Source organism: Nitrospirota bacterium, from assembly GCA_040757335.1.
Lineage (GTDB): Bacteria > Nitrospirota > Nitrospiria > 2-01-FULL-66-17 > 2-01-FULL-66-17 > JBFLXB01.
In genome coordinates this window covers 13519-29864 of sequence record JBFLXB010000003.1, presented here as the reverse complement: position 1 = coordinate 29864, position 16346 = coordinate 13519, and the positions used below count along the sequence as shown (strand labels likewise).

6 protein-coding genes are annotated in these 16346 nt (G+C 61.4%); 3 read left to right on the top strand and 3 right to left on the bottom strand.

Going from position 1 to position 16346, the window contains the following annotated elements:
- Positions 1 to 112 precede the first annotated feature (112 nt).
- The 3 genes from rnhC to AB1451_02865 are packed head-to-tail and all read left to right on the top strand — an operon-like array spanning position 113 to position 2503.
- The gene (gene rnhC / locus AB1451_02875; GenBank protein MEW6681851.1) at positions 113 to 757 is read left to right on the top strand and encodes a ribonuclease HIII; all 645 of its coding nucleotides are present in this window, start codon (positions 113 to 115) and stop codon (positions 755 to 757) included.
- 34 nt (positions 758 to 791) lie between these two features.
- Positions 792 to 1700, top strand: a complete 909-nt coding sequence (locus AB1451_02870; protein MEW6681850.1) for a class I SAM-dependent methyltransferase — start codon at positions 792 to 794, stop codon at positions 1698 to 1700.
- Positions 1697 to 2503 carry an OmpA family protein gene (locus AB1451_02865; GenBank protein MEW6681849.1) on the top strand — a complete coding sequence of 269 codons (807 nt, stop codon included), beginning with the start codon at positions 1697 to 1699 and terminating at the stop codon, positions 2501 to 2503. The genes AB1451_02870 and AB1451_02865 overlap by 4 nt, the downstream gene beginning before the upstream one ends.
- A gap of 24 nt (positions 2504 to 2527) precedes the next feature.
- Here the strand turns inward: AB1451_02865 and AB1451_02860 are convergent, their stop codons facing one another.
- The 3 genes from AB1451_02860 to AB1451_02850 form a co-directional block, all read right to left on the bottom strand.
- Positions 2528 to 2989 (bottom strand): YbhB/YbcL family Raf kinase inhibitor-like protein, encoded by a 462-nt coding sequence (locus AB1451_02860; protein MEW6681848.1) that lies wholly within the window; start codon positions 2987 to 2989, stop codon positions 2528 to 2530.
- A 323-nt stretch (positions 2990 to 3312) separates the two neighbouring features.
- A complete protein-coding gene (locus AB1451_02855) occupies positions 3313 to 10047 on the bottom strand; it encodes an Ig-like domain-containing protein (protein MEW6681847.1) in 6735 nt (2244 codons plus the stop codon).
- A 118-nt stretch (positions 10048 to 10165) separates the two neighbouring features.
- Positions 10166 to 16303 (bottom strand): HYR domain-containing protein, encoded by a 6138-nt coding sequence (locus tag AB1451_02850; GenBank protein ID MEW6681846.1) that lies wholly within the window; start codon positions 16301 to 16303, stop codon positions 10166 to 10168.
- Positions 16304 to 16346 lie beyond the last annotated feature (43 nt).

Below are 16346 nucleotides of genomic sequence, written 5' to 3'. Positions count from 1 at the left end.
CACAGGGCCAGACGAGAAAGCAAGGCGGTTTGCCTTGATCGGCCGAACCCCTTCTGCTAGAGTCGCCCGGCATGCGGCCCCACCCAGCCGGCCATCGTTTCCCGGGATGCCCATGAACTCGACCTCCGCCTGGATCGGGGTGGACGAGTCGGGCAAGGGCGACTATTTCGGCCCCCTGGTCATCGCCGCGGTCTGCGTGGACGAAGAGACGGCGGCCATGTTGCGCGCCTCGGGCGTGCGAGACAGCAAGCGGCTCTCCGACCGCACGATCGCGGACCTGGCCGGGGACATTCCGGGGCTCTGCCGTACCAGCGTGGTCGCGATCGGACCCGCCAAGTACAACGAACTCTACGGCAAGCTGAAGAACCTCAATCGACTCCTCGGCTGGGGCCACGCCCGCGCAATCGAGAACCTCCTCGAGGCCGGCTGCCCGGCGACGCGAGCCATCAGCGATCAATTCGGCGACGAGCGCTTCATTCAAGACGCGCTGATGCGCAAGGGCCGGGCCATCGAGCTCCAGCAACGCCCGCGGGCCGAGGAAGACGTGGCAGTGGCCGCGGCGTCGGTCGTGGCGCGCGCGGAGTTCGTGCGGCGACTCGACCGGCTCTCCGAGGAAGCGGGCCTGGTCCTGCCCAAAGGCGCCTCCGACCTGGTAGACGCCGCCGCCAAACGCCTGGTGCGCGCCAAGGGGGAAGCGGCGCTCTCGACCTTCGCCAAAGTGCACTTCAAGACCACGGCCAAAGTGCTGGCGAAATGACTTCGACACGGGTCTTGCGTATAATGCCGCGCGGATGTTGACGCCTCATCGCAAGCTGCCGGATCCCGCCCGGCACGTCCAACAGGTCAAGGCGTTCTACGCCAACATCGCGGGCCTCGACCTCGCGCAGTTCCCGTACTTCATCCGGATCTACCAACTCTTCGACACCTGCCAACGCGAAATTTTCGAGCAACAACGCCACGGCGGGCCGTACGAGTCGGTGTTGGATGTGGGATGCGGCGAAGGCTACCACACGTTCTACGCCGCCCGCTTCGCCAAACACGTCACGGGTCTGGACGTGTCTCCCGACGCGCTGGCATTGGCCGAGCAGCGCGCCGTGCGCGAACGCGTGCACAACGTGCGGTTCGTGTGTTCGGACCTCACTAAGCCGCCGTTGCCGGACGCCTCGTTCGACTGCGTGATCGCGTACGGTGACGTGATCGGCCACATCCCGGACTACGACACGGCGCTCGCGCAACTCTCCCGTCTGTGCCGACCCGGCGCGCTGCTGGTGCTGGACTACGACAACAAGTACCACCCCGGACTGCTGTGGGACGCGGAGGAACGCCGTCGCGCGCGGGTCGATCCCGAGCGAGGCCACACGCACGCCTGGTCATTCCGCGGCCGCCAACTGGAGTTCAACACCTTCGGCCGGCAGGAGATGCGCGACCTGCTCGCGAGCCACGGTTTCAGGCTGGAGCGGACGTACGGATTCGATTTCTTCTCCTTTTTGATCCCGCGGCCGGAACGGCTTCAGTTCTCGGACCGCATCGGGCGGGCCGAGCGCGCCGTGATGGCCCTGAACCGTTTGGACATTGCGTGGCGCCGCTGGTGGCCGGTCAACCGGTGGGCCTATACCCAGATCGGATTCGCGAGAAAGCTGTCCACGCCGGCACGTTTAGCACGGAGTCCCCTCCCAGCTCAACCCAAGGAGGAACCATGAACACACGTTGCAAACACACGCCGATGGTTCTCGTATTGACCGCTGTGCTGGTTTCCGGCTGCGTCTCCAAAGGGAGGTATCGCGCGCTCGAATCCCAGGGAGCCGCGGAGCGGGCCACGTTGCAGCAACAAGTGGCCGCGCTCGACGGTCAACGAAAAGAGCTCGAGAGCCAAAAGAGCACCTTGGAAGAGGAACTGGCCGTGCAACGGGCCGAGAAACAACGAGTCGAGCAGGAGCTGGCGACGCTCAATGAGCGGCTGGCCGTAGTGGAGCGACAAGCCCAGATTACGAGCGCCCAGAAAGACGAGGAGATCAAGCGCCTCAAGGGCACGTACGACAGCCTCGTAAAAGACCTCGAAGGCGAGATCAAGAAAGGCGAGATCAAAGTCACGCAGATCCGGGACCGACTCTCGGTCAACCTGGTCGAGAAAGTCCTGTTCGACTCTGGTCGGGCCGAAATCAAACCCGCGGGGAAAGGTGTGCTCAAGAAGGTCGGGGATATCCTCAAGACCGTCACCGACAAACAGATTCGAATCGAGGGGTCCACCGACAACGTCCCGATCGGGGAGAAGTTGCGCGAGCGGTTCCCCACCAACTGGGAGCTCTCCACCCAGCGCGCAACCAACGTGCTGCGCTTCCTGGAGGAAGCCGGCGTCGCTGGCGCGCAGTTGGCGGCCGTGGGCTATGGTCCTTACCGACCGATTGCGAGCAACGACACGCCCGAAGGACGGGCCGAAAACCGACGGATCGAGATCGTACTCGTGCCCGCGGACGTGCAGGAAGTGCTCAAGGAGCTGGAGTAGGCGGCTGCCCGGGCGTGGGCGGGGTCAGCGTCCGTACCGGCGGATCCACTGAGCTTGTCCCAAGACGTGTCCCGTCATCGCCTTGAGCAGAGACGCCTTGGATGCCCCCGCGTCCGCGGCAAGCATCGCGTCCAACGCGTAGAGCGTGAAGACGTAGCGGTGCGGGCGGCCCGGTGGCGGGCACGGTCCGCCGTATCCCGGTCGTCCGAAATCGTTCATCCCCTGGCTGCTCCCGTCGGGCAGCATTTTCGTGGTCGGAACGCCTTCCGGAAGCCTGCGCGCGTCGGGAGGAAGGTTGTGGATCACCCAGTGCACCCACGTGCGCCCCGGCGCATCCGGGTCGTCGGCGATCAGCGCAAAGCTCTGCGCGCCTTCTGGGGGGTTCCGCCACTCGAGCGGAATCGACAGGTCGGCCCCGTCGCACGTGTATTTCTTGGGGATCGGTACGTTGGGCCCGATCACGGGACTCGAGAGCTCGAACGCCATCGGGTTCCTCGATCTCAAGACAGGAATCGGCACACGCTAACAGGAAAGGCGGCGTGGCGGGATTGTACGTCGAGTCGATGAGAAAACGCGAGGGGCGTCCGGTTGGACGCCCCTCGGCTCTGTGTTTCAGACCCAACTCCTAATCAGACGCTCTCCCATATAAAACGTCCCCCCGGCCAGGTGTGGCAGCAACCGACGACCTGCTGACTACGAAGTGCAGGGGGGAGCGAAGGAAGTTACACCGATGAGGACAATAAATAAACCACATGTCCCGGCCCGCCTCAGTGAGGCGGGCCGGGACACTGCTTTCAAGATCACCTCAGCTACCTGACCTTCACCGTCCCGCTCACCAGGCTCGACCCGTTTTGGGCATTGTCGGTCCCTCGCATCCGGTACGTGTAGGTGTCGTCCGGCACGATCACCCCTCCACCGTTGCGCCCATCCCACACCAGGGACCCCACGGCCCCACCCGCGGGACAGGATGCCGGACTGGTGAGGATTCTGACGAGCACGTTGGAGGACGAAAAGATCCTCATTTCAATGGAACAGGTTTCCGACAAGTTGTCCGAGAGCGTAAACTCGATGGTCGTGGTCTCCCCCCTGCTAGGCCGGAACGGATCCGGAGAATCCGCCACCCCGCTCAGCACCGGATTCGTGCCGTCCACCATGATCGTGTCCGACAGACTAGGCGACACATTGCCGGCCGTATCCGTATAGCGGACGTACACGGTCTTGAGCCCATTGCTTGAGGTAAGGGTCCAGGCCTTGCTCGTGGCGAACGCTTCCAGGGCCGTGAAGGTCACGTTGTCGTTGCTGAACTGCATCTGGCTGCAGCCGCTCGTACCATCCGTGCAGGTCAACGTCAACGTGACGTTCCTCCGGCCTACCCACGCTTGATCGCCCTCGATGACGATCGAGCCGGAGGGCTCCAGCGTATCGCGATTCACGACTGGTGACGTCACCGTCGCAATGTTGCCGGCGCGGTCGGTCACCGTGACGTTCTGGGTGAGGCCTGAGCCGTCTACGGTGAACGACAGCGGACTGGTCGGATTGACCGTGTCGAGGCCCGAGAGGCCGTCAGACGCCGTGAACGCGATCGTCACGTCGGTGCTGTTCCATCCCGCGGCATTGGGCGCGGGGGTCAGGGCGCTGAACGCGACGGTGGGGACAGTCTTGTCGATATTCACAGTGTGGTTCGCGGTTGCGCTATTACCAGCGGCATCGGTGCAGGTGGTACTCACTGTCTGACCGGCCCCCTCGGTGGTGAGTGCGACGGACGCCGGAGTACACGTGGCGGCTGATACCGCGTCAGCGGCCGTGAAGCTCACAGTGACATCGGTGTTGTTCCAGCCGTTGCCGTTGGGCGGAGGGTTCTGAGTGACCGTGATCGTAGGCGGCGTGGTGTCTTGCACCGTGATCTGAGCGGTGTCGGTGGCCGTGGCGCCAAAAGCATCGGTCACGGTCAGCGTCACGGTGAAGCTATCCAAGGGGATCGTCACCGTGACCTGACAACCCAAAGCAGCAGGGCCGGCCCCGCCCAGCTCCCACGTACACGTGAGGGCATCGCCATCGGGATCGCTGGAGGCTGAGCCATCCAGGTTCACCGAGGCTCCGGATGCCGAAGACGCCTCGACCACCTGATCCGACCCCGCGTTCGCCACTGGCGGGGCATTCACACGGAGGGTCGTGCTCCCGCTGATGCTGCCCGAGGTGGCCGTGATCGTCGTGGTGCCAGGCGTGAGGCCGGTGGCCAGACCATTTGCGTCAAGTGTGGCTACAGTGGTGTTGCTGCTGTTCCAGACAACCGAAGAGGCAGGCAGCTCATAGAGCTCCGCCGTGGCAGTGCCCCCTCCTGTCACCAAAACTTTCCCGTTGGGGAGGAGGGTTGCTGTATGAGCCGTTCGCCCTGTCCCCATCGACCCTGTGGCGCTAAAGTTTCCCGTGACTGAATGATAGAGCTCCGCCGTACCATGAGTGACAGCGATATTATGACCACCGGCAATCAAGACTTCCCCGTCGGGCAGGAGGGTCGCTGTGTGATACATTCGCCCCGTCCCCATGGATCCCGTGAGTGTAAAGACCCCCATGGCCTGATCATACACCTCTGCCGTGGCAGTACCATCGTCCTGCGGATACATCCCCCCGGCAACCAGGACGTTCCCGTTTGGCAGAAGGGTCGCCGTGTGCCAATAAGCTCTGGCCGCCACCATCGACCCCGTGGCGGTAAAGATACCCGTGGCCGGATCATACACCTCCGCCGTGGCAGAGCCACAACACCCCGTGATCAAGACCGTCCCATTGGGCAAGAGGGTTGCCGTGTGATGAGCTCGGGTCGCCACCATCGACCCCGTTGGGGTAAACACCCCTGTGGCCGGATCATACACCTCCGCCGTGGCATGGAAATAGATGTAATACGATCCCCCCGTAATTAAGACCTTCCCATTGGGCAGAAGGGTCGCTGTGTGATCAGATCGGATCGATCCCATGGACCCCGTGGCAGTAAACAGGCCCGTGGCCGGATCATACAACTCCGCTGAGGCCAGCTCACTCCCGGCGGAATTATCCAGTCTCCCCCCCGTGATCAAGACCTTCCCGTTAGGCAACAGGGTCGCCTTGTGCGCATATCGCCCCGTCCCCATCGAACCCGTGGGAGTAAAGATCCCTGTGGCCGGATCATACAACTCCGCTGAGGCCAGAGGGCCGGCTCCCCCGGCGATCAAAACTTTCCCATTAGGTAGGAGGGTCGCTGTGTGAGTAGTTCGCACCGTCCCCATCGACCCCGTGGGCTGCCACGTTCCGGCCGTCCCCCCGGAGGTCAACACCCGCGTGGAGCCATCGTCAAAGGTCCCCGTCGCCGTGAACTGCTGGGTCTGGCCTACGTTGATGACGGAGTTGGCCGGAGTCACCTCAATCGAGACCAGTTGTGGAACGTCGACGACCGTGATCCGGACGGTCTCACTAGCCGTGCCGCCTTGTCCATCGCTCACTTCAAAGAACACATCGAAGAAGCTGTTGGCGGTCGATGTAGACACTCCAAAGCCCGGCGTATAGCTGAAGCTTTGCGTGGCTGGATTAAACGTCGCTCCTGGGGGCAGACCCGTGGCCGTGAAGGTCAGAGGATTACCATCGACATCGGTGGCCGATACAGTGAACTGCACGAGCTGCCCCTCGTTCACACTGCTGTTCCCGATCGCCGCCAGAACCGGTGGATCGTTCATGGGCGTGACAGTGATCGAGACTGTGGCCGGGGCCGAAGTGAGCGTGCCGTCGTTCACCTCGAACATGAAGCTATCGGGGCCGTTGTAGTTGGCGGTCGGCGTGTAGGTGAGGTTCGGCGCGATACCCGAGAGCACTCCATTTAAGGGACCGCCCGAGACGGCAAACGTGAGGGGGTCGCCGTCGGGGTCGCTGCCGGTCAGCGTGATCGCGAGCGCGGTGTCTTCCGGGGTTGAGACTGATTGCGGGTTGGCCACCGGCGGGCTGTTGATTGTCACCGAGTCGCCAAGATAGCGCGCCAAGGCAAAATCAGGACTCGGACCTAAACCAGATCCTGCCGCGATTATCTTGCCGTCTGGCTGTAATACTAAGGCTTGCGCTGCATCCCCTGAACCTCCTATGTCAGTAATCACTTTACCTTGCGAGCCGAAAGTGGAATCCAGGCTACCATCCTGGTCATACCGGACTATTGCAAAGTCGCCGGTGCCACCAGTCGTAGTTCCGGCACCCACAATTCTACCGTTCGGCTGCACAACTACGGCGTAAGCCAGCCCAACAACTCCGCCAGCTATTACCACACCACCTGAACCGAATGTAGCATCTTGGCTCCCATCCTGGTTATACCTCAGTAGCAGCCCACCATATTCTGCGCTAGATGGATTCCAGATTCCTCCAGCCGCTACAAGTCTTCCGTCTGGCTGCAACGCCAGTGCAGTGGCTATATTGTGAACGCCTCCAATATCAGTAATCACCATACCTTGCAGCCCGAAGGTGGTATCAAGGCTACCATCGGATTGGAATCGAATGAGCAGAACGTCGGATCCACTAAGTGGACTTGTATATCTATATCCAGCCACGACCAGCTTCGCGTCTGGCTGTAGGACTATGGAGAACGCTATACCCGCGTCAGCAATCACTATGCCCTGGGCTCCAAACGTGGTATCAAGGCTGCCATCTTGGTTATACCGCACCAATGCAACGTTACCGTTGGCATCGCCAGCCACTACGAGCTTACCATCCGGTTGCACCACTAGAGCCCGAGCTGTACTGCCTGTTGATCCAATGTCTGTTACTACTATGCCTTGTACGCCAAATGTCGTATCTAGGCTTCCGTTCGAGTTAAAGCGCACTAGGGCAAGATCGGGGCCGCCACCAATAGAACCTGAGCCCCATCCTGCTGCCACAATTTTACCGTCTGTCTGCAGTACGGCGGCACTCGCCTGAAATACATTCCCCAATACCGCCTTGCCCGCCGAGCCAAAGGTCGTATCTAAGCTGCCCTTTGGGTTGTAGCGGGCGAGAGCGAAGTCAAATCCCGTAATGTGGCCTACTGCCACCACCTTTCCGTCAGGCTGCAGGAGCACCTCTGTGGCATGGTCGGACCCACCGAAGTCCGTAGTTACAATTCCACTTATCCCAAAACTAGCATCAAGATCACCTGGACCAACCGGGCCGCTCACGGTTGGCGTGGCCATAAAGATCTCGGAGTCGGTGCCGGCGAATCCCGCCCACACTACGGTTCCGGCGTCGTTGATCGCCACCTGAGGGTTCCCGGCAAGCGCCGCCAGTGCGTTGTCCGTCAGCTGGATGGTGGTATTGCCATCGTAGACGACGACGTGAAAATTGCTGAACGTCTGGGAAGACCAGACGACCTGGCCAGAGGAATTGATCTTCGGCTCATAGTCGAGCCCCCCAGGGCCGGTCAGATGTATTGTCGTGCTTCCATCATACAGGTACACGAGCGTCCGGCCAGTCGCATTTAATCCGATCCACACAACCTGTCCTGCTGCATTGATTTGAGGATAGAAATCCGGGAAATCATTGTTCGTCAGTTGCAGCGTCCCGGCTCCGTCATACAGGAGAATTTCCCCGCCAGCTCCGTCATCCTGCACCCAGACGACCTTACCGGCGTCATTAATTTCAGGCGTCGAATCGTTCAGTGCGTTGTCCGTCAGTGGGACTGTGCCACTGCCGTTGAACAACATAATTTCCTCGTCTGTTCCATCAAACGACACCCAAACAAGCTGCCCGGAAGCGTTCAGTTTCGGCGCATGATCGTCCAGCGCGTTATTCGTCAATTGGGTTGTCGCCGTTCCGTCGTAGAAATAGATCTCATAGTCAGAAGTCCCGTCCCAATCCGACCAAACTACCTGGCCTATCGCGTTGATCTGGGGTGGTTCATATATGCCGGCGCCTGTCCACAGGATAGTTGTCGCACCTCCGTCATAGAGCACGATCTGTCCCGCGCTGTTGACCCACACGACCTTCCCCTGGGCGTTGAGCTGTGGTGGCAACCCCGCGCTCGCACCGAGAATTGTCGCCGTGCCCGCGTCATAGAGCACCACATCCCCCACGCCGTTCACCCACACCACCTTCCCCTGGGCGTTGATCTGGGGACTCGTTTGATTGTCTGTATCATCGGTTAACTGCGACGTCGTATACGACACGCCCAATGACGTCTGACTGTACTTGACGGTGGCATAGTCGTAGTTCGCTCCGTTGGAGCTGCTCCCGGTGGCGAACACGCTGACATTGCCGAACCCATCCTCAAAGAGCGCGACGGCCACCCCGTCATCCTCAAGCCCGGTGTCATACCGTATGACCCACTGCTGAACGCCTGAGCCGTCAAACTTCACCGTGGCATAGTCATAGTCAAATCCGTTGCTACTCGAGCACGAGACATACACGTTGCCGAGGCTATCAAGGGCGATCGCCGACGAGCCGTCGTCGAACCCGTTGTCGTATCGAGCGACCCATTGCTGAACTCCGGAGGCATCGTATTTCACCGTGGCGTAGTCTCCACCCGTTCCAGTCGAGCTCACCCCATGGGCATAGACATTGCCCGTGTTGTCGACGACCACGTTGAGGCCGTAGTCCCAGCTTCCGTTGTCATACCGGTTGGCCCACTGCAGCGTGCCACTGGCGTCGTACTTGACCGTCACGTAATCCTCGCTCCCCACGCCGCCAGTACCCGCGCCCGTCACATAGACGTTTCCCAATGCATCGACAGCGACCGCCGTGCCCTGCTCCGTCCCACCATCGTGATACGGTCGGGCCCACAATTGATTGCCGGAGGGGTCATATTTGACCGTCACAAAGTCATCATCAATCCCATTGAAACTGGTCCCGTGAACTACGACGTTGCCGAGACCGTCCACGGCAAGCCCATACGGAAGGCCGAAAAGCGTGCCGACCTGATCCTCACCGCCACCATCATACGGCACCGCCCACTGCTGATTGCCGAATGAATCGTACTTGACCGTCAGATAGTCGTTGTTCGTCCCGTTGGAACTCGTGCCCGTGACAATGACATTCCCGAATCCGTCCGGCACCACGGTGCTCACTTGGTCCACACCCCCGCCGTCATAGGTTGTGGCCCACTGCAGGTTTCCGTTGGTGTCATACATCAGCGTGACATAGTCCCCGTTGCTCGTACCGGTCACAAAGACATTGCCTGAGCTATCGACCGCGAGAGAGGCCGCATTCGCACCGCCCACCCCGCTGTATGTCGCGACCCAGAGTTGGGTCCCAGATGGGCCATACTTGATGGTGGCAATTTGATTCGTGGTCCCACTCCAACTCGTGCCCGTGACGTAGCTGTTGCCCAACGAATCAACCACGATTTTCCGGGCCACATAATCCTCGCCGTTTGCCGGCCCGTTGTAGCGGGCGACCCAATCTTCAACGACTTGGGCGCGGGATTCGCCGTGGAAAAGTACTAATGACGGAAGGAGGACTCCGATCCCAAAAGCAAACCACCGAAATATTGGCATGGCGCCACCAGCCTTCTTGTTCTTCACCTGGTCGGGCAGAAAGGTCTTCGGCCGGGAGAGCTTCGTCATCCGGCAAAGTCCTTGAATCGTAGCTGCGATTCCAGATCTTTTTCCTGACATTTCAGCCCTCCCCGGTTGGGTCAAGAGTCCCTGGATGAAAAGGAGCACATCGCATTACTCATTCCGCCTACCGGACCCGCACGTCGCCGCCTCGTGCGCCAGAGCGGTTCTGCGCCTGATCGATCCCCTGGACGCGGTAGGAATACCGCCCCGCGGGCACTAACGCTCCTGAACTGTCGCGGCCGTCCCACACAATGGATCCCGCCGCACCACTGGACGGACAGGCGGCCGTGGTCGTGAGGGTGTTCACCGGCACGTTGGACGAATTCCGGATGCTCACTTCGACCGTGCAGGTTCCCGACAAGTTGTCCGAGAGCGTGAATCGAATCGTGGTGGTCTCGCCATTGCCGGGCCGGAAGGGGTCCGGCGAATCTGAGATCCCGGTAAGGCTCGGGGGGGTGGTGTCCAGCATGATCGTGTCCGAGAGGCTCGGCGAGAGCTGACCTGCGACATCGGTGTATCGGACGTACACGGTCTTTTGGCCCTCGCCTGGGGACAGTTGCCACGCCCGGGTGGTGGCGAACGGCTCAAGGGGCGAGAACGTGACGTTGTTATTGCTGAACTGCATCTGACTGCAGCCGCTCGTGGCATCGGTGCAGGTCAATGTCAGGGTGACGTTCCTGGTGTTGGTCCACGCCGCACCGCCGTTGATGGCGATCGACCCGGTCGGCGCAAGCGTGTCGCGGTTCACCACCGGGGAGGTAAAGGTCGCACCGTTGCCGGCGCGGTCCGTGACCGTCACGGTCTGAGTCAACCCAGCGCCATCGGTCGTGAACAGCAGGGGGCTCGTCGGACTGGTGGGGTCCACCCCCGACAAGGTATCTGCCGTAGTAAAGGCAATGGTCACGTCGCTGGTATTCCATCCCGCCGCGTTCGGCGCGGGCGTGACCGGTCCGAACGTAAGGGTGGGCAACGTCTTGTCGATATTGACCGTGTGGCTCACGGTCGTTTGGTTGTTTGACGTATCGGTGCAGGTGATGGTGACGGCCTGGCCGGCGCCTTCGGCGGTCACGATGATCGGCGAGGGCGGGACACAGGCCGTCACCGAGGCATCGGTCACCGTGTACGTGATCGTGACATCGGTGTTGTTCCAGCCATTGCCGTTGGGCGGCGGACTTTGGATGACGGTGATCGTGGGCGGCGTGGTGTCTTGCACCGTGACCGAGAAGGACGCTTGGCCGCTATTGCCAGAGAAGTCGGTGGCCGTGCAGGTCACCGTCGTCGTCCCCAGGGGGAATGTACTACCCGAGGGCGGCGAGCAGCCGATTACCGGGGCTGGGTCGACGGTATCGGAGGCGGCACATGGAGGGAATGTGACCACCGCCCCTGAAGCCGACGTGGCCTCCGCCACGAGATCACTCGAACACGTGAGCGCTGGCGGAGTCGTGTCCTGCACGGCCACAGTAAAGGACGATTGAGTTCCGTTGATCGAGAAGTCGGTCGCCGTACAGGTGACGGTCGTGACGTCCAAGGGGAAGGTGCTGCCCGAAGGAGGGATGCAGGACACTGTCGGCGCGGGATCTACGGCATCCGTGGCCGTGGGCAGCGAGTAGGTCACCACGGCCCCCGCCGCCGAGGTCGCCTCCACCACCAGATTCGGCGACACGTTGCTGAGCGTGGGCGGCGTGGTGTCTTGGACAATCACCGTGACTTGATCCGGAGCCGAAGTCGCCCCGCGCGCATCGGTCACGGTCAACGTAACGTCATAGGTCCCCAACGGGAGACCCACCAGATCAAGGAACGGACTCGGCCCACTCACAGTTCCGAACGGCGTGGTCCACGTGTAGGTGGTGATGGCATCGCCGTCGGGGTCGCTGGAGGCGCTTCCATCGAGCGTGACGGCGGCACCGTCGGGTGATGAAAGTTCGATGGTCTGATCGGACCCTGCGTTGGCGATCGGCGGCTGGTTGGCCGCCGACAACGTCATCACAAAGACCGCACCGTATCCCTCCATCCCGACGGCATGATTGGTCTCGATCATGGCCAACTGGAAATCGAACGTCAGGGTTGGGGCGCCGATCAGAATCTCCACCTTCCCATCGCCATCCAGATCTCCGAGATTGTCGATCGAGTTGCCGAACATGCGGAGGTTCACCGGGTCCGGGTTCTGGATCGTCTGGATCAAGGTCCCGGTTCGCCCGGAATAGAGGTAGACGCGCCCAACGTCACGAACGCCGCCCACGGTCAGGAGCGGTGCGCCGATCAGGAGGTCCTGGACTCCATCCCCGTCGAGATCAGGGACCTTGGTCAGCGGCCCACACCCGCAGTTGTTGGTCCCGAAGAAGTCCTCCGGGTTTTCTCCATCAAGGCGATAGAGCAGTGCGCCGTCTCGGCCGGACCAAACGTACACACTCCCGGCATCAAGTTTCCCATTGGGGTTGGCCGCTCCTGCAGCAGCCATCAGCTCGGGATAGCCGTCGGCGTTCAGATCCGGGAGCGAATCCACCGCCCCGCAACACGCGCCGAGGACATCGTTCGGCTGCTCGCCGTCGAACCGATACAGCAGCGGGAACCCGAGATCAGCCCGACCGGAGAAAACAAACACGCTCCCGGCATTGGTCCGGCCTCCTGGCGAGGCAAAGGCAGCCCCAACCATGAAATCGGGAATTCCGTCCAGATTGATATCCCCGGCCTCAGAGACCGCGTTGCCGAAGATGTGCCCGTTGCCAAACGTGCCGCCAAAGCTGGGGCCGTCCGGGTCCTCCACTCGCCCGAGCAAGGCGCCATCCGCTCCAGAGAAGAGCTTGACGTAGCCCGCGTAGCCGCCGGGAGTATAGGTTCCTCTTCCGCCGACCAACTGGTCGGGAATCCCGTCCCCGTTGATGTCTCCCACGTTCGCCAAGCACCAGCCGAAGACGTCCGACGCCCCTTCTCCGTCAAACCACCGGATCACCGAACCATCCGCCCCTGAAATGAGATACGCCCGTCCCGGGGCGTCGAAGGCATAGGTCGACCCCGTGAATGGGGCCCCAACCAACAGGTCGGAGATCCCATCTCCGTTGACATCACCGGCCTCGACCAGATACCACCCAAAGATTGATGACTCGGTCCCATTCGGGTTGGGGATCATCCGAATCAGCGCACGGGTCTGGCCGGAGTAGAGATACACGGCACCGGGTCCGGTGAAGCCTGGAAATGCGGTCCCGGTCTGAGGGGCGCCCACCGCGATGTCCCGCACACCGTCGCCGTCAAGATCCGCGATGCTCCGTACCACCCACCCAAAGCCGTCGTCAAAGTTAGGTCCGGGGAGGGACGACTGGGTCCGCCAGCCGGGAGGTAGGCTCAAGGGGTTCAACGGATCGGTTACGAGGGCAATCTCAAATCCGTCCCCCGCGCCGTCGCCGTCGGTATCGGCGAGAGCCGGATTTGTTCCCGCAGTTGTTTCTTGATCATTGGTCAGGCCATCCCGATCGCGATCGTCATCGCCGGCATACAGCGGGTTGGTTCCGGCCCGAACCTCGTCTCCATCCCAGACACCACCACTATCGGTATCAGGGTTGTTCGGATCAGTGCCATAAAGATTGGTTTCATCCGCATCGCTCAGGCCATCTTCATCGCTATCACCTCCACTGCTTCCCGCACCGAAATACCGGGCCAAAGCGAATGAATAGTTACTCCCATCCCAGGAATAGCCAGCCGCGACCAGCCTACCATCGGCTTGAATTGCCAGATCAGTGGCGATGGCCTCCAGGGCAAACTCGGTGGTCACCGTTCCCCCAGAACCAAAACTGTTGTCTAACGTTCCATTGGAGCTATACCGAGCAAGGGCAAAGGTCGCCCCGTTATTCTGGTACCCAGCTGCAACGATCTTCCCATCTTGTTGAAGTGCTATTCCGTAGGGAACATCTCCACTAGCGCTAAATTGAGTTGTTACTATCCCGCCAGTCCCGAACGGGGCGTCAAGGCTACCGTCAGACGTATAGCGGGCCAGCGTAAAATCAAAGTCATAATTGTTGAAGCTTGTAACCGCTACCACAATCTTACCGTCGGTCTGGATTGTCCCATCGCCGCCGGTGCACCAGATGCCTGGACCGACACCGGTAACTGTGCCATTGGATCCGAACGTCGAGTCTAGGCTTCCATCCGGGTTATATCGGGCTAGGGCTACACCTCCTGGAAGAGTGATCATTTGACAGGCCGTCCCCATCAGGACGATCTTGCCGCCCGTCTCAAGGTCTACGGTAAATGCCTGTGCAACAAATCCACCAAAGGAGGTTATCACCTTCCCGGAGGCTCCAAACCCAGCATCCACACTTCCATCAGGGTTGTAACGTACCGCCGCAAATGCATAACTCTCCATGCCAGGACCGCCCCCCATATTCGTCGATCCTGCAGCCACTATCTTTCCATCAGCCTGAATTGCAAGATCGCGTGCATAACCAATCCCGTACGGCCCTATACTCGTTAGCACCTTTCCGGAGGTGCCAAAGCTGGTATCCAAGCTGCCATCAGGGTTGTAGCGGGCTAGGGCAATTACATCAGCCGAGGATCCCGCAACCACCAGCTTGCCATCAGCCTGGGGGCTAATAGCATAGGCGTAGTCGTTGGTCGCACCAAAATCAGTTGTTACCTTTCCTCCGACACCAAAACTGCTGTCCAAGCTACCGTCTGGGTTATAGCGGGCTACGGCAAAGTCAGGCGCTGCTGAGCAATTGGAACATCCGGCGACGACGATTTTGCCGTTGCTCTGTATGGCAAGGGCATAGACCCTATCATCCCCTAGGCCAAAGTCGGTGACAACCTTCCCGCCTGTACCAAACGTGGGATCAAGACCACCCGCGCGAAGGACCACCGGGGTGCTCGACGGATCCAGAGGGTCGCTGCCGCCTTGATACTCCTCTAGATTTGTAAAGGCATCCCCATCGGGGTCCTCCTGGCCATCCGGAGTGCCATCTCCGTCTGAGTCAGGCGAGAGTGGATTCAGCCCATACTGAACCTCCCAGCCATCCGGCAAGCCATCACCGTCGGTGTCGGCTGGTGGGCACACACTCGCCGGGTCTAGAGGGTTACTCCCGCACTGATACTCCTGCAGGTTCGAAAACAGATCGCCGTCCGGATCTTGTGCGGCATCGGCCGGGTCATTTGGGTCCAAGCCATACTGCACTTCCCAGCTATCCGGCATTCCATCCCCGTCCGCGTCCGGCGTGACCACAAAGCCATGGCCGCCGCTCTCGCCGGGATTGGCAAAGCTGCCGACTAGGGTGCCGGCGTCATTGAGTCCCTGCACGGCGGTCCACGCCGCCCCCGGGATGTTGACCGGCAGCAGCACCGCGCCATCGAGCAGATAGCCGTGCTGCCCGCTCGCATCCCCGTAGTACCCCGCGTACTGATTGCTATCGTTGAGCGCGGTGGCGCCGGTGTAGGTCGCCCCCGGGATCGCCGGCAGCCGGGTGATGACCCCGCCGGTCCATACAAACCCGTACTGCTGCACGCCGTCCGAGTACAGCCCGATGATCCGGCCCGCTTCGTTGATGCCCTGGAGCTGCGTGTATTGCGCCCCCGGCACATTGATGAGCGTGAACGCCCCGCCCGCCAGCAGAAAGCCGCCTGATTGCGTCCCCGTGTAGTAGTTGCCGACGATCTGGCCTGTATCCGTGATCCCCCGCGCCTCGGTCCCCAGCGCCCCCGGCACATCGATCGCCGTGCAGCCCCCGCCGCTCAGACTGCGCACAAAGCCATGCTGCCCGCCGCCGGCGTCCTGATAGCCGCCCACAATCTGGCCGACATTGTTCAGCCCCGCCACATAGGTCGAAGTCGCCCCTGCACAGTCGAGCGCGGTGTAGCCCGTGCCGTCCCGCACAAAGCCATGGCCGCCGCTGGCATCGGTGTACGCCCCCACCACCTGCCCGGCATTGTTGATGTCCAGGGCCTCGGTGTAACTCGCCCCGGGATAGTCAAAGAGCGTGTAGCTGAAGCCCGTGATCGCGCTTTGCGGCACGCTGCCCCCATCGGTCGGCCCCGTACCCGCCAGGTACTCCGCCACGTTGGGGTAGGTGTCCCCGTCAAAGTCACAGTCCGCTCCGTCCGGGCAGGCCGCACTGGTGGGGCTCAAGCCATTGGCGCTCTCCCACCCATCCGGCAACCCGTCGCCGTCCGCGTCGGATAAGGGGGGAATGACTCCCGTGACCACAAAGCCATGGCCGCCGCTCTCGCCGGGATTGGCAAAGCTGCCGACTAGGGTGCCGGCGTCATTGAGTCCCTGCACGGCGGTCCACGCCGCCCCCGGGATGTTGACCGGCAGCAGCACC